At 50.9% G+C, this 17,423-nt stretch carries 14 protein-coding genes; 3 read left to right on the forward strand and 11 right to left on the reverse strand.

Annotated features, from left to right (window positions below):
- Window positions 1-2 precede the first annotated feature (2 nt).
- From lspA to ribF, 3 genes are all read right to left on the reverse strand, one after another.
- Window positions 3-509 carry a signal peptidase II gene (gene lspA, locus ACMV8I_RS11795; RefSeq protein ID WP_498865413.1) on the reverse strand — a complete coding sequence of 169 codons (507 nt, stop codon included), beginning with the start codon at window positions 507-509 and terminating at the stop codon, window positions 3-5.
- Window positions 509-3,325: an isoleucine--tRNA ligase gene (gene ileS / locus ACMV8I_RS11800; RefSeq protein ID WP_498865414.1), complete on the reverse strand. Its 2,817-nt coding sequence runs from the start codon at window positions 3,323-3,325 to the stop codon at window positions 509-511. Before ileS ends, lspA begins: the two co-directional genes overlap by 1 nt.
- A gap of 148 nt (window positions 3,326-3,473) precedes the next feature.
- Complete coding sequence (ribF, locus tag ACMV8I_RS11805; protein WP_498865415.1) at window positions 3,474-4,427, reverse strand: bifunctional riboflavin kinase/FAD synthetase; 954 nt, start codon at window positions 4,425-4,427, stop codon at window positions 3,474-3,476.
- A gap of 451 nt (window positions 4,428-4,878) precedes the next feature.
- Here ribF and rpsT point away from each other — a divergent pair, with 451 nt between their 5' ends.
- Window positions 4,879-5,142 (forward strand): 30S ribosomal protein S20, encoded by a 264-nt coding sequence (rpsT, locus tag ACMV8I_RS11810; RefSeq protein ID WP_498865416.1) that lies wholly within the window; start codon window positions 4,879-4,881, stop codon window positions 5,140-5,142.
- A gap of 81 nt (window positions 5,143-5,223) precedes the next feature.
- Here rpsT and nhaR read toward each other — a convergent pair whose 3' ends face one another.
- From nhaR to dnaK, 4 genes are all read right to left on the reverse strand, one after another.
- Entirely contained in the window at window positions 5,224-6,114 is an 891-nt protein-coding gene (gene nhaR / locus ACMV8I_RS11815; RefSeq protein WP_498865417.1) for a transcriptional activator NhaR, read from the reverse strand.
- Between the two features lie 50 nt (window positions 6,115-6,164).
- A complete protein-coding gene (gene nhaA, locus ACMV8I_RS11820; RefSeq protein ID WP_498865418.1) occupies window positions 6,165-7,346 on the reverse strand; it encodes a Na+/H+ antiporter NhaA in 1,182 nt (393 codons plus the stop codon).
- A 242-nt stretch (window positions 7,347-7,588) separates the two neighbouring features.
- The gene (gene dnaJ / locus ACMV8I_RS11825; RefSeq protein WP_497230884.1) at window positions 7,589-8,725 is read right to left on the reverse strand and encodes a molecular chaperone DnaJ; all 1,137 of its coding nucleotides are present in this window, start codon (window positions 8,723-8,725) and stop codon (window positions 7,589-7,591) included.
- Window positions 8,726-8,825: 100 nt separating this feature from the next.
- Complete coding sequence (dnaK, locus tag ACMV8I_RS11830; protein ID WP_498865419.1) at window positions 8,826-10,727, reverse strand: molecular chaperone DnaK; 1,902 nt, start codon at window positions 10,725-10,727, stop codon at window positions 8,826-8,828.
- A gap of 319 nt (window positions 10,728-11,046) precedes the next feature.
- Here dnaK and satP point away from each other — a divergent pair, with 319 nt between their 5' ends.
- Window positions 11,047-11,619 carry an acetate uptake transporter gene (gene satP, locus ACMV8I_RS11835; RefSeq protein ID WP_498865420.1) on the forward strand — a complete coding sequence of 191 codons (573 nt, stop codon included), beginning with the start codon at window positions 11,047-11,049 and terminating at the stop codon, window positions 11,617-11,619.
- Between the two features lie 68 nt (window positions 11,620-11,687).
- Here the strand turns inward: satP and ACMV8I_RS11840 are convergent, their stop codons facing one another.
- The 3 genes from ACMV8I_RS11840 to tal form a co-directional block, all read right to left on the reverse strand.
- Window positions 11,688-13,010: an MFS transporter gene (locus ACMV8I_RS11840; protein ID WP_498865421.1), complete on the reverse strand. Its 1,323-nt coding sequence runs from the start codon at window positions 13,008-13,010 to the stop codon at window positions 11,688-11,690.
- Between the two features lie 129 nt (window positions 13,011-13,139).
- Window positions 13,140-13,727, reverse strand: a complete 588-nt coding sequence (gene mog / locus ACMV8I_RS11845; protein WP_498865422.1) for a molybdopterin adenylyltransferase — start codon at window positions 13,725-13,727, stop codon at window positions 13,140-13,142.
- Window positions 13,728-13,907: 180 nt separating this feature from the next.
- Window positions 13,908-14,861 carry a transaldolase gene (gene tal, locus ACMV8I_RS11850; RefSeq protein ID WP_498865423.1) on the reverse strand — a complete coding sequence of 318 codons (954 nt, stop codon included), beginning with the start codon at window positions 14,859-14,861 and terminating at the stop codon, window positions 13,908-13,910.
- Between the two features lie 421 nt (window positions 14,862-15,282).
- Here tal and yaaA point away from each other — a divergent pair, with 421 nt between their 5' ends.
- Window positions 15,283-16,056 (forward strand): peroxide stress protein YaaA, encoded by a 774-nt coding sequence (gene yaaA / locus ACMV8I_RS11855; protein WP_498865424.1) that lies wholly within the window; start codon window positions 15,283-15,285, stop codon window positions 16,054-16,056.
- A gap of 75 nt (window positions 16,057-16,131) precedes the next feature.
- Here the strand turns inward: yaaA and thrC are convergent, their stop codons facing one another.
- Window positions 16,132-17,421: a threonine synthase gene (thrC, locus tag ACMV8I_RS11860; RefSeq protein ID WP_498865425.1), complete on the reverse strand. Its 1,290-nt coding sequence runs from the start codon at window positions 17,419-17,421 to the stop codon at window positions 16,132-16,134.
- Window positions 17,422-17,423 lie beyond the last annotated feature (2 nt).

A 17,423-nucleotide genomic window follows, 5' to 3' on the forward strand; every position in this document is an offset into this window, starting at 1 on the left:
TTTTATCCTTTACTTTTAGCCGCTGAAGTCGGCTTAGCTAAAAAGCCTTCCAGCACGACCAGCACCGCGCCGATACAGATAAAGCTGTCAGCCAGATTGAAGATCGGGTAATGCCAGTTTTTAACGTAGAAATCGATAAAGTCGATGACATAACCGTGCACCATGCGATCAAACAGGTTACCCAAAGCACCGCCGATAATCATCGCGAAAGCGATGTTTGTCATCCGCTGCTTACCGCTGCTGCGATACATCAGCACCAGGAGTGCAACCACGATCACCAGCGCGATCACAGCAAAGAACCAGCGCTGCCAGCCGCCTTTATCCGCCAGGAAGCTAAACGCTGCGCCGGGGTTGTGCGCATAGGTCATATTAAAGAATGGGATCAGCGGCATGGATTCGCCGAGTTGAAAATGGCCCATCACAAGAAACTTGCTACCAAGATCCAGAATAACGACCACGACCGCCAGCCAAAGCCAGCGGAGTCCGGTAGAACAAAAAGGTTTAGTCATTATGCAAACTTACGCTCTTCGCCGTCGCCGGCAATGTTAGTCACACAACGGCCGCAGATTTCGCTATGTTCCGCGTTCTGGCCGACGTCATTGGTGTAATGCCAGCAGCGCGGACATTTGTCACCTTCAGCTTTTTCGAGACCAATCTTCAGGCCTTTAAGCATTTCGCTTGCCTGTGCGCTGCCGTCAGCTTCCGCCAGCGACGCGACGCGTGCACCTGAGGTCAGCAGCACAAAGCGCAGTTCGTTGCCCAGAGAGCGCAGGTCTGCCGCCAGCGCATCATTAGCAAACAGCGTGACTGCCGCTTCAAGTGAGCCACCCAGGCGTTTATCAGCACGCGCCTGTTCAATCACTTTGTTCACTTCGCCACGCACTTTCAGCAGTTCGTCCCAGAAAGCATCGTTCATCGATTCGTCAGCCGCCAGACCAAACAGGCCGTCGTACCACTCTTCGGTAAAGACAAACTTCTCACGGGAGCCCGGCAGGAAGGCCCAGATCTCATCCGCAGTGAAGGACATGATCGGTGCCATCCAGCGTACCAACGCTTCGGAAATATGATAAAGCGCGGTCTGGCAGCTGCGACGTGCAACGCTGTCGCTTTTCGCGGTGTACTGACGGTCTTTAATGATGTCAAGATAGAACGAACCCATTTCAACCGAACAGAACTGCATCAGGCGCTGTACCACACCGTGGAAATCATAACGCTCGTAAGCGGCAATGATCTCTTCCTGAGCAGCCTGTGCGCGACCAACGGCCCAGCGATCCAGTACCACCATCTCTTCCGGTTTCACGCAATGTTGCAGCGGGTCGAAGCCGTTAAGGTTCGACAACAGAAAACGTGCGGTGTTACGGATGCGGCGGTAAGAGTCAGCTGCGCGTTTGAGGATCTCATCAGACACGGCAATTTCGCCGGTGTAGTCAGTCGAAGCCACCCACAGACGCAGAATGTCGCCACCCAGCTTATTCATCACGTCCTGCGGAGCGATGGTATTGCCGATGGATTTAGACATTTTACGGCCCTGACCGTCCACGGTGAAGCCGTGGGTCAGTACCTGTTTGTATGGCGCTTTACCTTTCATGGCGGTGGAGATCATCAGCGATGACATGAACCATCCGCGATGCTGGTCAGAACCTTCCAGATACAGATCCGCTTCATAACCGTTAAATTCAGGGCGAACACCGACCACCGAGGCGCTGGTTGAACCTGAGTCAAACCAGACATCCAGCGTATCAGGCACTTTCATGTAATCTGCAGCGTCAGCGCCCAGAATGTCGGCAGGGTTTAGGTCCCACCACGCCTGAATACCGTCAATCTCTACACGCTTCGCGACTTCTTCCATCAGCTCAAGCGTGCGCGGATGAAGCTGTTCAGTGTCTTTGTGAACGAACAGAGACATTGGCACGCCCCAGGTACGTTGACGGGAAATACACCAGTCAGGACGGTTCGCTACCATATTTTCGATGCGAGCCTGGCCCCATTCAGGGATCCACTGCACGCCTTTGATCTCTTCCAGTGATTTCGCACGCAAGCCTTTCTGGTCCATGCTGATAAACCACTGTGGCGTTGCACGGAAGATAATCGGCGTTTTATGACGCCAGCAGCACGGATAGCTGTGGTTCAGCTTTTCAACGTGCAGCAAAGCGCCTTTCTCACGCAGCAGCTCAACGATCAGATCGTTCGCTTTAAAGACAAATTTACCATCCAGCGTTGGGTAAGTACCTGGCAGGTAGCAACCGTTCGGACCGACCGGGTTAGCCACTTCAAGGCCATATTTCTGGCCAATAACAAAGTCATCAGGACCGTGGCCTGGCGCGGTATGTACCGCACCGGTACCCGCATCCAGCGTCACGTGATCGCCCAGAATTGCCGGCACGTCGATATCAAGGAACGGATGTTGGAAACGCAGCAGTTCGAGATCGGCACCGTTAGATTCACCCAGCACGGTCCATTCTGTGATACCGATGCGTTTCATTACGCTTTCCACCAGGTCGGTCGCGAGGATCAGGCATTGGCCTTCAATCTGGACCAGATGGTAAGCAAACTCCGGGTTCAGGGAGATCGCGCGGTTGGCCGGCATGGTCCACGGCGTGGTGGTCCAGATAACCAGAGACACAGGACCTTCAAACCCGCTAACACCAAACTTTGCGGCCACCGCAGCAGGCTCTACTGCATGGAAGGCGACGTCGATAGATGGCGACGTTTTATCATAATATTCGACTTCAGCTTCAGCCAGTGACGAACGACAATCGGTACACCAGTGCACCGGTTTAGCACCTTTAAGCAGATGGCCGTTGCCGATGATTTTGCTGAGCGCACGGATGATATTGGCTTCCGTGTTGAAGTCCATAGTCAGGTATGGGTGATCCCAGTCGCCCAATACGCCCAAGCGGATGAAGTCCTGCTTCTGGCCTTCAACCTGCTCAGCGGCATATTTGCGGCAGGCTGTGCGGAATTCCGCCGCCGTCACTTTCTCACCCGGCTTACCAATCAGCTGTTCCACTTTCAGTTCGATTGGCAGACCATGACAGTCCCAGCCCGGGATATAGGGCGAGTCGAAGCCAGCCATACCCTTAGACTTGATAATAATATCTTTGAGAATTTTGTTAACTGAGTGACCAATATGAATGCTGCCGTTCGCATACGGAGGGCCGTCATGCAAAATAAAGGACTTTTTGCCCTTTTTGGCTGCGCGAATAATCCCGTACAGATCCTGTTCATACCAATTCTTCAGCATGTCAGGTTCACGCTTGGCCAAATCGCCACGCATCGGGAACCCTGTTTCCGGCAAGTTCAGGGTGTTCTTATAGTCACTCATTAGATTCTCAGTTCCAGTTATACCTGTATGAAAAAAAGTTATACCCAACGTCATTGGAGTTGCAGCAAGGCGGCAAGCAAGCAAATCCCCAAGAGCTTACACATGTAAGTGATTGGGGTGAGCGAACGCAGCCAACGCAGTTGCAGCTTCAAGTACGACGGGTATAGCGTGGTGAAGGTAGCCCAAAGAACTCTCGGGCCGTCACTTCATCGCTCGCAATTTGTTGCTTTAACGCATCAAGCGAGGCAAAACGCTGTTCATTGCGCAATTTCGCGCGCAGCACCACGTCAATGTGGCGCCCATATAAATCCATCGTCGTGTCGAGCAGATGTACTTCTAACTGTTTGCGCACGCCGCCGACGGTCGGACGTATGCCGATGTTGGCAATCCCTGGCAAAGGCTCTGGGCTCAGACCTAACACGTCCACGGCATAGACCCCTTTAACAGGCGACACGAGCCGTTTTAACGGCACGTTGGCTGTTGGGAAGCCGATAGTACGGCCCAGCTTATCGCCGTGAACCACACGTCCTGAAATACTGAACGGATGGCCCAAAAGATGAGCCGCCAGTTGCAGATCGTCATCGCGTAATGCATCACGAATCCCCGTACTGCTGATGCGATGCTCACCTTCCCGGAAAGTCTGGGTGCTGATGACATCAAACCCATATTCGGCTCCGGCTTTTTGCAAAAGCGGAAAATCACCCAACCGCCCGGCGCCAAAACGAAAATCATCGCCGACCGCCAGAAACTTCACGCCCAGCTTTTCAACCAACAATTGCGAGACGAAAGCCTGGGCAATATTAGCTGCAAATCGGGGTTCGAAACGCACGCAGAGCAGATAATCAACGCCGCATTCCGCCAGGTATTTGGCTTTATCCCGTAAACTGGTGAGCCGGGCTGGTGCTTTATCACCGGCAAACAATTCGAGAGGTTGTGGTTCGAAAATCATCACCATAACCGGTACACCCAGTCTCTGCCCTTCCAGCTTCAACTGTTCTATCAATGCCTGATGACCGCGATGAACGCCGTCAAAATTACCTATCGTAAGAACACAGCCATGGTGGCGTGCCCGAATATTGTGTATCCCGCGAATTAGCTCCATAGCTGGCTCAAATCCATAGCTGACGCATAACGGTGGAAATCGGCGGATTATACCTTGTACAGCCTCCGAGGTTAACCAGCGATTCACCCGATCACCGCATTCTCTTCGTCATACAACAGTTACGTCGGCACAAATGGAAGCGTACCGAGGAAAATATTTCATTCTTCGCAGGGAAAACGTGACTTTTAGCTGAAACAAAGCCTTAATGCTTCCCGTTGGCTGAATTACCACTCTCCTGTCGAATTTTCTTGCGAAAGACTGTATTCCAAGGTGGGAAGCTGTTAAAATCCTGCGCCATCACAACGTAACAAGCGTCGATTGAAGTTTGAACTCCGTTTGAACAGAGAAACGCCGCTTATTTGCACAAATCCGTTGACAAAAGAAGACCGAAAAGGCATATTCCTCGGCCTTTGAATTGTTCATCAATAGAAAAAATATTTGGGAGTTGGCCTTGGCTAATATCAAATCAGCTAAGAAACGCGCCGTACAGTCAGAAAAACGTCGTAAGCATAACGCGAGCCGTCGTTCTATGATGCGTACCTTTATCAAAAAGGTACACACGGCTATTGCAGCAGGCGATAAAGATGCTGCACAAAATGCATTTAACGAAATGCAACCAATTGTGGACCGTCAGTCTTGTAAGGGTCTGATCCACAAGAACAAAGCAGCACGTCATAAGTCAAACCTTACGGCGGCAATCAACGCAATGCAATAATCGCATTTCGTTGTCTGCTTGATAAAAAAACCGGCTTCTGCCGGTTTTTTTATCTCTAAAATTTGAGTACCGCGCCTTGCCTCAGACATCAAATAACGCAGTGAAGTCCGTGTGACAAACGCGCTGCACCGAAGGATGTTGGATCATTCTCTCCGCAAAAATCACGTAGTACTCCTCCAAAAGCCCATCGACACGCCCCACTTCGACAATTCCTTCATCGACAAACACATCAGCCGAGTAAGCTGAAGGCGCCACAAAAATTGCATTGTGGTTTTTCGCAAAAGCTTTCATCAGTGCCGCATCATCAAATTCACCCAGAATCTGTACTTTCAACCCCTGACTGTTAAACCAATTAAGCAGTTTACGCCCTAACATCGAGCGTCTGCCGGGGATAAGTAAAGGCCGCTTTTCAAGACAGGCAGGAAAAGGACCATCGTCAGCAGGTTCGCGACAATAAAAACTAATGGGGCTTTCCCCCAATTTCACAGAAAAAAGTCCCTCCTGCTGCGTTGAGTCCACCGGACAGTCGGACAAAATCATATCCAGCTTATGCTGACTGAGTTGCTCCAGCAGCATTTCGTGCGTGGATTCAAAACAGCGCAGGTGAATACTTTTATTCTCTGCCACGGCTGCGTCGAGCACACGACTGACCAGCCTTTTGGAGAGCGCATCCGCAACCCCAACGTCAAACAGCAGGTTGGACTCCTTACGATAGTTCACAATGTCCAGCATCTCCTGGCTCAGCGTAAACATCTTGTCGGCATAGCGGAATACCAATTGCCCCAGCTCTGAAGGGACCAGCCCGCGCCCCTGTCGTTTAAAAAGCTTTCCACCCAACCGGTTTTCCAGCGATTTAATCTGCCCGGTGATGGTTTGCGGCGTCAGAAACAATGCTTCCGCCGCACCCACCACCGAACCGGTTTTACACACCTGCCAGAAATAGTACAGATGATTAAAATTAATATGTGACATATCCGCCTTTCCCTGCTGGGTCTACCGACACACGATCGCACAATCCATTTTTATTCGGCCTGAGGACGTACCTTTTTCGGTAGCAACTTATGCAGCATAAGATAGCCCATCACCGCTGACAGAGTCGAACCCAGCAAAATACCGATTTTGGCATAGGTCATCAGCGCAGGATCTGCCTTAGCAAAGGCCAGCGAACCGATGAAAATTGACATCGTAAATCCGATACCACACAGCACTGACACTGCAGCGATCTGCTTAAAATTAGTGCCAGGAGGCAGACGGGCAATCCCTATTTTCACGGCAATACCGCTGAAAAGCATGATACCTATAGGTTTCCCCAAGAGCAGACCGGCAGCAATCCCTACTGGCAATAATGAGAAAATCTGCTCTCCGGAGACGCCCTGAAACGAAACACCCGCATTAGCAAAGGCAAACAACGGCAGGATAAACCATGCTACGTACGGGTGAATGCCGTGCTCGAGCCGACGTGCCGGAGACACTTTTTTCTTCGTATCTAATGGGATAAAGAAACCCAGGATAACGCCAGCCAACGTAGCGTGAATACCCGACTTCAGCACACAAACCCACAACACAATGCCTACCAGCAGATACGGCGTTAATTTGGCGACACCGCGCCAGTTAAGCCAGGCAAGAACGGCGATAGACAATGCCGCCAGACCTAACGCAGTGATTGAAACATCATGGCTGTAGAACAGCGCGATAATAGCAATTGCGCCCAAATCGTCGATGATGGCCAGCGCCAGTAAAAAAACTTTAAGACTGGTCGGAACACGTGATCCCAGCAGCGCCATGACACCCAACGCAAACGCGATATCGGTAGCCGCCGGGATTGCCCAACCCTGACGTGCAACGTCATCAGCTCCGTTAAATAAAAGATAAATCAACGCCGGAGCAACCATACCACCGATGGCGGCGATCGCCGGGAAAAGCGCCTGCTCACGGCTTGATAATGCCCCTTCACGCAGCTCACGTTTCACTTCCAGACCAATCATCAGGAAGAAAATTGCCATCAAGCCATCGTTAATCCACAGCAGTAATGGCTTATCAATCAGCAGATCTGAAATACGCAGCGTGACCGGTACGTTTAGAAATGCGTGGTATAGCGTCTCTGATGGTGTATTTGCCATGACCAGCGCGACCAAGGCTGCAACAATCAATACAATGCCACCTGCAGCCTCCATACGTAAAAATTGACGGATAATATTCGACACCCTGAATCTCCTGTTATGCATGTTGAGCAGTCTGTAGTCTGCACAGATGAGAACATAATACAGCTTAGTACGATTCGGAAAAAATCGATTATTACTCTATTACCACTCGGAATTACCGATCTTTAGCACTCTATTTTTCATAGCGGAAATCATTTCACGCCGGGCAAAAAAAAAAATCCCCGTCGCTGAGCAGCAGACGGGGATTGAAGAGGTTTCAGCTTCTGCCTGAGGCAGGATGCAGATTAGCGGGTCAAATCATCGAAAAACTTTTTTACGCCATCTAAAAAGCTTTTCGATCGCGGGCTGTTTTTCTCACCTGATGCCCCGCCGAAACTCTCTTCCAGGTCACGCAACAGCTGCTTCTGCTTGTCATTGAGACTGACCGGAGTCTCTACCACAACGCGGCAAAGCAGGTCGCCCTGTGCACCGCCGCGAACGGATTTAACACCGCGCGCACGCATACGGAATAGTTTGCCGGTCTGCGTTTCCGCAGGCACCTTCAGTTTTACGCGGCCATCAAGCGTCGGCACTTCGATTTCCCCCCCGAGCGCTGCCATCGCAAAGTTGATAGGTACTTCGCAGTACAGATTATTACCTTCGCGCTCAAAAATTTTGTGCGCCTTGACCTGAACCTGTACGTACAGATCACCGGCCGGGGCACCATGTTCACCAGCTTCACCTTCGCCTTCGAGACGAATACGGTCACCCGTGTCTACACCGGCAGGAATTTTCACTGACAGCGTTTTAGAGCGTTCTACGCGACCATGGCCGTGACACTTGTTACACGGATCTTTGATAACTTTTCCGCGACCCTGGCAGGTTGGACAAGCCTGCTGCACAGTAAAGAAGCCCTGACGCATTTGTACCTGACCTGCGCCGTGACAGGTTGAACAGGTAACCGGAGAGCTTCCTGCTTTCGCACCGCTGCCGTGGCAAACATCACATTCAGCAAGCGTTGGAATGCGGATCTCTTTGGTGACACCACGAACGGCCTCTTCGAGAGTCAGATCCATATTATAGCGCAGATCAGAACCCCGGCTGGCGCGCTGACGGCGGCCACCACCGAAGATATCGCCAAAGACGTCACCAAAGATGTCGCTGAACTCTGCACCGCCGCCACCGCCGTAACCTCCGCCTCCTCCCATTCCACCTTGTTCAAAAGCAGCATGGCCGTACTGGTCGTAAGCCGCACGTTTCTGTGCATCGGTCAGAATTTCGTACGCTTCTTTGATCTCTTTAAATTTACTTTCGGAGTCTTTATCACCCTGATTGCGGTCTGGGTGATGCTTCATCGCCAGGCGTTTATACGCCTTTTTGATTTCGCGCTCATCGGCCGTTTTAGATACGCCCAAGAGCTCATAATAATCTTGCTTCGCCATACTTTTTCCTGCCCTCAACATGCGTGCACGGGCGTAGAGTTTCCTCGACGCCCGTGCTAGTTTTCAGTAAAAAGAACTTACTGTGCCCGCTTAAGGGCGATTATTTCTTGTCTTTGACTTCTTCGAACTCAGCGTCAACAACGTCGTCATCTTTCTTCGCATTGTTGTCGCCGCCTTCTGGCTGGCCTTGCTGCTGAGCCATTTCCGCTAACTTACCGGACACCTGAACCAGGGCCTGAAGTTTAGCTTCGATATCTGCTTTATCTTCACCTTTAATAACAGCTTCAAGTGCTTTAAGGGCTTCATCGATAGCAGTTTTGTCTTCAGCAGGCAGTTTATCGCCGGCCTCTTCCAGTTGTTTACGCGTACTGTGCACCAGATGATCCGCTTGGTTGCGAGTCTGAACCAGCTCTTCGAACTTACGATCCGACTCGGCATTGGCTTCTGCATCGCTTACCATTTTTTGGATTTCTTCTTCGGTCAGACCTGAAGAAGCCTTAATGGTAATTTTCTGCTCGCGACCGGTGTTCTTGTCCTTGGCAGATACGTGCAAGATACCATCGGCATCCAGATCGAAGGTCACTTCTATCTGCGCCATACCGCGTGGTGCTGCCTGAATACCGTCCAGGTTGAACTGACCCAGCGACTTGTTATCAACACAACGTTTACGCTCACCCTGCACAACGTGGATGGTTACCGCAGACTGATTGTCTTCAGCGGTAGAGAACACCTGGCTGTGCTTCGTTGGGATGGTGGTGTTCTTGGTGATCAGTGGCGTCATCACGCCGCCCATGGTTTCGATACCCAGGGACAGTGGAGTGACATCCAACAACAGAACGTCTTTAACATCACCAGACAGCACGCCACCCTGAACAGCAGCACCGATAGCAACGGCTTCATCCGGGTTCACGTCTTTACGTGGTTCTTTACCAAAGAATTCAGCGACTTTCTTCTGAACCATTGGCATACGGGTCTGACCGCCGACCAGGATCACGTCCTGAATATCGGAAACAGACAGGCCAGCATCTTTCAGAGCCACTTTCAGCGGATCAATACAACGGTTAACCAAATCTTCAACCAATGACTCAAGTTTGGCACGAGTCACTTTGATGTTCATGTGCTTTGGACCTGTCGCATCAGCGGTGATGTACGGCAGGTTGACGTCAGTCTGTTGCGCAGAAGAGAGTTCGATTTTCGCTTTCTCTGCTGCTTCTTTCAGACGTTGCATCGCCAGCGGATCGTTACGCAGATCCATACCTTGGTCTTTCTTGAACTCTTCAACCAGGTAGTTAATCAGGCGGCTATCGAAGTCTTCACCACCCAGATGGGTATCCCCATTGGTTGCCAGAACTTCGAAGGTTTTTTCACCATCAACTTCATCAATTTCGATAATAGAGATATCGAAAGTACCACCACCTAGGTCATATACCGCAATGGTACGGTTACCGATTTCACGATCCAGACCGTAGGCCAGAGCCGCTGCGGTAGGTTCGTTGATGATACGTTTTACTTCCAGACCTGCGATGCGGCCAGCGTCTTTAGTTGCCTGACGCTGTGCATCGTTGAAGTATGCAGGTACGGTGATAACGGCTTCAGTTACTGGTTCGCCCAGATAATCTTCAGCTGTTTTCTTCATTTTCTTCAGCACTTCAGCAGAGATCTGCGGAGGTGCAATTTTCTGGCCCTTGACGTCAATCCAAGCATCGCCATTGTCAGCACCAACGATCTGGTAAGGCATAATGCCTTTATCACGCTGCACTTCTTCGTCCTGGAAGCGACGGCCAATCAGGCGCTTGATCGCAAACAGAGTGTTCTGCGGGTTGGTTACAGCCTGACGTTTAGCCGGTGAACCTACCAAGATTTCGCCATCTGCTGCATAAGCAATGATGGAAGGAGTGGTGCGGTCGCCTTCGGCGTTTTCCAGCACACGTGCAGTAGTACCATCCATAATAGCCACACAAGAGTTGGTGGTACCCAGGTCGATCCCAATAATTCTACCCATTTCAAACGCCTCCACTAAAAATTCATAATCGGTCAGGTTGCTACTCTATATGCGGACATTTTATTTGATTTCAACTGTCCGATATCGCTGTTTTACCGGCGGTAACAACTGCGGTTGAGAATAAGATGGGGTCATGCGAGCCAGCATCAAGGGGTTCAATGAAAAAAAATCTTCAACTGCGACTACGCCAGATCATTGTTTATACTCTCGCACCTCATTATGATGCCGCGCGCCTCTGACGATATGTGGATTTTTTAGCCCGTTCGCAAGCGATTATAGCCCTGTTATTTATTCGCAATACTTATAGTTCAGAGGACATATGCACAGCAAAATGATGGCTAATCCCGGCCCTTTGGGTCTGATGGGTTTTGGCATGACAACTATCTTATTGAATTTACACAATGCCGGCTTCTTCCCGCTGACCGCGGCGATCGTGAGCATGGGTATTTTCTACGGCGGCCTGGCTCAAATCCTGGCGGGCGTGATGGAATTCAAAAAGGGCAATACATTTGGTACCACAGCCTTTATTTCTTATGGCGCATTCTGGCTGAGTCTGGTCGGTATTCTGCTGCTGCCACGCATGGGGCTTGCCGATGCCAGCAGTGAAAGCTTCCTTGGCGCGTATCTTGGGCTGTGGGGCGTTTTCACACTGTTTATGTTTTTTGGCACGCTCAAAGCAAATCGCGGATTACAGGTTGTTTTCGGCAGCCTGACCATTTTATTTGCCCTGCTGGCCGTGGGTAACATGACTGGCAATGTCGCACTGCTGCGAGTTGCCGGTTTTGAAGGCATCTTTTGCGGCGCCAGCGCTATTTATCTGGCAATGGCCGAAGTGCTGAACGAACAGTATGGTCGCACCGTATTACCGATTGGCGTGATAAAAAGCGCATAACGCTACCCTTTACGTCATTTAGAAAAAGCCCCGGCGTTTCTACGCCGGGGCTTTTTTATCGCAGACAATTACTGCCCGGAAGTCACTCGTTCGGTAAATTCAGGTTTAGATTTCGTTTCACTGTTTAAATCACTGTTGAGATAAATACCGGTCAGTAAACCAATCACTGACAGCACAAGCACATAATAAGCCGGTGCCATCGGCGTAATCCGCATAATCAGGGTAACGAAAACCGGCGTAAGGCCGCCGAAAATGGCATAGGCCACATTATAAGAGAAAGATATTCCGGTGAAGCGCACTTCCGCAGGGAAAGCCCGGACCAGTACGTAAGGCACCGCACCTACGATGCCCACGCTAAAACCGGCCAGGGTATACATCAGCATCAGCTTTGAAGGGTCAGCGGCAACCACGTGGTAGAACGACCACGTACAAATGCCAAGAAACAGGCTACCAAAGATAAACGTCTTGCTGGCACCCAGGCGGTCAACAATCCATCCAGCGGCTATGCACCCAAAGGTCAGCGCGATGGTCGCCAGACAGTTGGCCTGTAATGCCTGAGCTGCCGGGATCCCTAACTGTTTTTGCAGATAGGTGGGCGTCATCAGAATAACCACCACGATACCCGCCGACAGCAGCCAGGTCATGATCATAGAAACAACGATCTCCTTTTTATGATTCGCCACCACTGACTTCAGCGGCATCTCTGCAGCCAGCGCCTTGTGAGCTTTCATCTCCAGGAAAATCGGCGTTTCCTGCAACCAACGGCGTAAATACATGGCGAACAAACCAAATACTCCGCCGATGAAGAACGGGATACGCCAGCCATAATTACTCATGGTTGCGGGAGAGAGCGTGCTGTTAAGCAGTGTGGCGACAAGGGATCCGAGCAGAATACCGGCCGTCAGCCCTGCTGTTAGCGTGCCGCAGGCAAAACCGATGCGTTTACGCGGCACATGCTCAGCCACGAACACCCAGGCACCCGGCACTTCCCCTCCAATCGCTGCGCCTTGCAAAACGCGCATCAACAGCAGCAATAACGGCGCGGCAATGCCTATCGAAGCGTAAGTCGGCAACAAACCCATCGCCAGCGTGGGTAAAGCCATCAGCAAAATACTCAGACTGAACATTCGCTTACGGCCCACCAGGTCACCAAAGTGCGCCATGATGATACCACCTAGCGGGCGAGCCAGATAACCGGCGGCGAAAATACCGAAGGTTTGCACCTGTCGTAACCAGTCAGGAATATCTGCCGGAAAGAACAGATCGCCAATGACTGCAGCAAAGAAGACAAAGATGATGAAATCGTAGAATTCGAGGGCGCCGCCTAAAGCAGCGAGGGATAAGGTTTTAAAATCCTGCCGGTTCAGCCGGCGATTGTTCGCGTGTTGCATAAGATACCGTGTAGCACCAGAGTAGAGGTAAAAAGGCTTTAGCCGCTTTTTTGTAAAGTAATCATTACTATAGCGGCAAACAATTTTCACACCACAACGACTGAATCTTATGTCAGAAATAGCTCAACTTTAGTTTTTTATATCGCGACGAGCATTTTTAGGACGAAAAGCTGCTACTACTGCCTCATGGGTTTCAATATAAGGACCATCGAGCAATTGGATACAGTAAGGCACGCTGGCAAAAATACCAGACACAATCACGCTGCCGTCGGCGTCTTTCAGACCTTCCAGCGTTTCCTGAATCGATTTTGGCTGACCTGGCAGATTTAAAATCAGCGACTGCTTACGGATAACCCCCACCTGACGGGACAAGATGGCGGTAGGCACAAAATGCAAGCTGATCTGACGCATCTGTTCACCAAAACCTGGCATCTCGCGATCGGCTATCGCCAGCGTGGCATCGGGTGTCACATCGCGTCGGGCCGGACCCGTTCCCCCCGTCGTCAACACCAGATGACAACCACTCTCGTCTACCAACTCACAGATGGCTTGTTCGATTAACGATTGCTCGTCCGGGATGAGTTTTTTATCCAGCGTAAATGGCGTGATAAGCGCACTCGTCAGCCAGGCCTCAAGCGCGGGGATCCCTTTATCCTGATAGATACCGTTTGAGGCGCGATCGGATACCGATACCAAACCAATTCGTAATTTATCCATGCCCGTTCTCCTCGACATTTTTAACAGCCAGCACAGTCATCATGCTGTGCAGTAAAAACTCAGTATATCGGTAAGTGCAGCACGAGTTTCATCTGCAGATTAAATTTCCCAACTCGCGCGCACAAAAAAAGGCAGCCAGGCTGCCCTTTAACATCACGAATGATTGCTGAGTGACGCTAATTACAGCAGATCAGAAATCATTTTTTCCAGTTTATTCTGGTCGATCGCAAAATTACGGATACCTTCCGCTAATTTGTCGATACCCATTGGATCCTGGTTGTGATCCCAATAGAACTGAGCTTCAGTCAAACGCTCTGGACGCGCTTTAGTTTCACCGGCGTAAGACAGTTTACGCTCCAGCGCACCCTCACTTTCAGCCAGCTGTTTCAGCAAATCGGGACCAATAGTCAGACGGTCACAACCGGCCAGCTCAATGATCTCTTCGATATTACGGAAGCTTGCGCCCATCACCACGGTCTCGTAACCATGCTGTTTGTAGTATTCGTAGATTTCAGTCACAGAAACTACGCCTGGATCTTCATGCGGCGCGAACTCTTTTTTGTCGCCGTGGGCTTTGTACCAATCGAGAATACGGCCAACAAATGGAGAGATCAGATAAGCACCGGCTTCAGCACAAGCACGGGCCTGCGCGAAGGAGAATAGCAGCGTCAGGTTACAGTTGATGCCTTCTTTTTCCAGGATCTCTGCCGCGCAGATACCCTGCCAGGTAGAGGCCAGTTTGATCAAGATACGGTCATTGCTGATACCAGCATCGTTATACAATTTGATCAGGCGGTGGGCTTTTTCCACGCTGGCTTTGGTGTCATAAGACAGGCGGGCATCAACTTCGGTAGAAATACGACCCGGCACCAGTTTGAGGATTTCAAGACCGATGTTTACTGCCAGTTTATCAGCGGTATCAATGATCTGCTGATCGCGATCGCTACTTTGATCTTTCGCCCAGGCAATCGCTTCGTCGATCAATTTGCGGTATTCAGGTATTTGCGCTGCTTTAAGGATCAGAGATGGGTTGGTCGTAGCATCTTGCGGCTGATACAATTTCATTGCCGCAATATCCCCGGTGTCTGCAACAACTTGGGTTAATTGGCGTAGGGAGGTCAGTTTATCGGTCATTTGGCATATCTCATCGTTTATATATTATCGTTGAGGCATTTTCATGCCTTGCCTTTGCCTGATGATAACATGCAAAAAGCCAGGCGCAAGGCAGATATAGCGGCGAGATAACCCCGACTAAAAAAGAGTTCACGCTTAGCAAAAATCATGCATCTTAGCCAAAATGGCCGTGCGGCTAACACCACAGACGAACGATCTCGCCGTGGCCCGGCCCCATGGTCAGAGGACGGCGGATCGGCCGGATAGCTATCGGGTGCCAAAAACCTCATTCGTCAGAACATTACGTTTTACCTATCGCTGAAATTTCCCTTCCAGACACTCCATTGTGACTTTTTTAGCCGGTTTTAGGCCATTTATTTGATACAGTAACCTCATACTCACCGCTTAATGTAAACCGACAGCCGACCAAACGGATGCGACTATGCTGACCATTATTTCTCCTGCAAAGACTCTGGATTACGAAAGCCCGCTGGCGACCCAGCGTTTCACCCAGCCCGAATTACTGGACAAATCCAGCCAGTTAATTGATATCGCGCGTAAACTGACGCCTGCGCAAATCTCAAGCCTGATGGGCATCAGCGACAAGCTCGCACTGCTCAATGCTGAACGTTTCAATGACTGGCAGCCGGATTTTTCGCCGGACAATGCCCGCCAGGCAATTCTGGCCTTCAAGGGCGATGTATATACCGGTTTGCAGGCAGAGGATTTCAGCGCGGAGGATTTTGATTTCGCGCAAAATCATCTGCGCATGTTGTCCGGACTGTACGGTTTATTGCGTCCGCTTGACTTAATGATGCCTTACCGGCTGGAGATGGGTATCCGCCTGCCAAACGCCGAAGGCGTCAATCTGTATGCCTTCTGGGGGGATTTACTCACCGAGAAACTCAATAGCCTGCTGAGCCAGCAAGACAATAATGTGCTGATCAACCTGGCATCGGATGAGTATTTCAAAGCAGTGAAAACGGCGAAACTCAACGGTGAAATCATCAAACCTGTGTTTCTCGATCAGAAGAACGGCAATTATAAAGTCATCAGTTTTTATGCCAAAAAAGCGCGCGGCCTTATGAGCCGTTTCATTATCAAAGAACGTCTGACTCAGACCCGCCAGTTGCAGGATTTCTCCGTCGACGGCTATGCGTATGACGCCTCCCGTTCGCAGGGCAATGAACTAGTGTTTACCCGCGCCGAACAGTAGCCCGGGGTTTGAACAAAAAAAAGCCCTCGGCGGATGCGAGGGCTTTTTCATTTCTGCGTAAAAGTAGGGGCAGACTTATTTTGGCAACGCCATCAGGAAAGCGCGCATAGCGCTGAAATCGGGTGGCAAATTATGCGACAACAAAGGCAAATCGGCACGTTCAGCCAATTCTTTCGGCAGGTCAAGTTCCTGACCCAGAATCGCTTCGACGCTTTCTTTGAACTTAGCCGGATGTGCCGTACCGATGAACAAACCAAATTCACCCGGTTTCAACTGGTCACGCAGCACACGGTAGGCGATCGCAGCATGAGGTTCGGAGATGTAACCCAGATCGGCCAGCTCGCGCATGGCATCTTCAGTGGTGTCATCGCTGATTGCGCCAAAGCCCAGATCTTTCAACTGCCAGGTTTTACGACGATACAACTCTTCTACGCGCGGCCAGTTATTCGGCTGGCTGACGTCCATGGCGTTTGAGAGTGTAGCGACAGTTTTCTTTGGATCCCACTCACCGTCGTGCAAATAACGTGGCACCGTGTCGTTGGCGTTGGTCGCAGCGATAAAACGCTTCACCGGCAAGCCGAGAGACTTCGCCAGCAAACCCGCAGTCAGGTCACCAAAGTTACCGCTTGGTACGGAGATCACCAACTGATTGCGCGCTTCCTGCGGCAGTTGCGCCACGGCTTCAAAATAGTAGCAAATCTGCGCCAGCAGACGGCTGATGTTAATGGAGTTTGCCGAGTTCAGCTTCAGCTCGTGCTTGAGTTCCTCATCGTCAAACGCCTGCTTCACCAGCGCCTGGCACTGGTCGAAGTCACCGTCGATAGCAATCGTATGGATGTTGTCGCCCAGCGTACAAAACAGTTTTTCCTGCAGTGGACTGATTTTCCCACGCGGATAAAGGATCACCACACGCACATTTTTCATGCCGTGGAAGGCGTGTGCCACGGCCGCACCCGTATCACCAGACGTTGCGGTCAAAATAGTCACCGGCTGGTCGCCTGAAACCTGAGTCAGGATCTGCGCCATAAAGCGGCCACCGAAGTCTTTGAAAGCCAGCGTCGGGCCATGGAACAGTTCAAGGCAGGCAATGTCTTCTTCAACTTTCACGACCGGTGCCGGGAACGCAAACGCGCTTTTCAGCCGCTGATACAGCTGGTCTTCAGGAATTTCGTCGCCAATAAACGCGGAGAGAATGCGGCTGCTGCGGGTGACAAAATCCAGCTCCAGCAAGCTATCGATGTCACTCAGTGCAAACTCAGGCAACTCGAGCGGAAAGAACAGACCTTGCTGCTTGCCTAAACCTTGCTTAACGGCCTGAGCAAAGCTGACCTGCTCGTTGTGATCCTTCAGGTTGTACAGTTTCATCA

Source organism: Ewingella sp. S1.OA.A_B6 (genome assembly GCF_049889095.1).
GTDB lineage: Bacteria > Pseudomonadota > Gammaproteobacteria > Enterobacterales > Enterobacteriaceae > Ewingella.

Bases quoted from the DNA above. Each gene is read 5' to 3' on its own strand.
- dnaJ (WP_497230884.1), bottom strand. From the start codon at position 8,725: ATGGCGAAGCAAGATTATTATGAGCTCTTGGGCGTATCTAAAACGGCC.
- satP (WP_498865420.1), top strand. From the start codon at position 11,047: ATGCACAGCAAAATGATGGCTAATCCCGGCCCTTTGGGTCTGATGGGT.
- nhaR (WP_498865417.1), bottom strand. From the start codon at position 6,114: ATGTCACATATTAATTTTAATCATCTGTACTATTTCTGGCAGGTGTGT.
- ribF (WP_498865415.1), bottom strand. From the start codon at position 4,427: ATGGAGCTAATTCGCGGGATACACAATATTCGGGCACGCCACCATGGC.
- dnaK (WP_498865419.1), bottom strand. From the start codon at position 10,727: ATGGGTAGAATTATTGGGATCGACCTGGGTACCACCAACTCTTGTGTG.
- mog (WP_498865422.1), bottom strand. From the start codon at position 13,727: ATGGATAAATTACGAATTGGTTTGGTATCGGTATCCGATCGCGCCTCA.
- tal (WP_498865423.1), bottom strand. From the start codon at position 14,861: ATGACCGATAAACTGACCTCCCTACGCCAATTAACCCAAGTTGTTGCA.
- yaaA (WP_498865424.1), top strand. From the start codon at position 15,283: ATGCTGACCATTATTTCTCCTGCAAAGACTCTGGATTACGAAAGCCCG.
- lspA (WP_498865413.1), bottom strand. From the start codon at position 509: ATGACTAAACCTTTTTGTTCTACCGGACTCCGCTGGCTTTGGCTGGCG.
- thrC (WP_498865425.1), bottom strand. From the start codon at position 17,421: ATGAAACTGTACAACCTGAAGGATCACAACGAGCAGGTCAGCTTTGCT.
- ileS (WP_498865414.1), bottom strand. From the start codon at position 3,325: ATGAGTGACTATAAGAACACCCTGAACTTGCCGGAAACAGGGTTCCCG.
- ACMV8I_RS11840 (WP_498865421.1), bottom strand. From the start codon at position 13,010: ATGCAACACGCGAACAATCGCCGGCTGAACCGGCAGGATTTTAAAACC.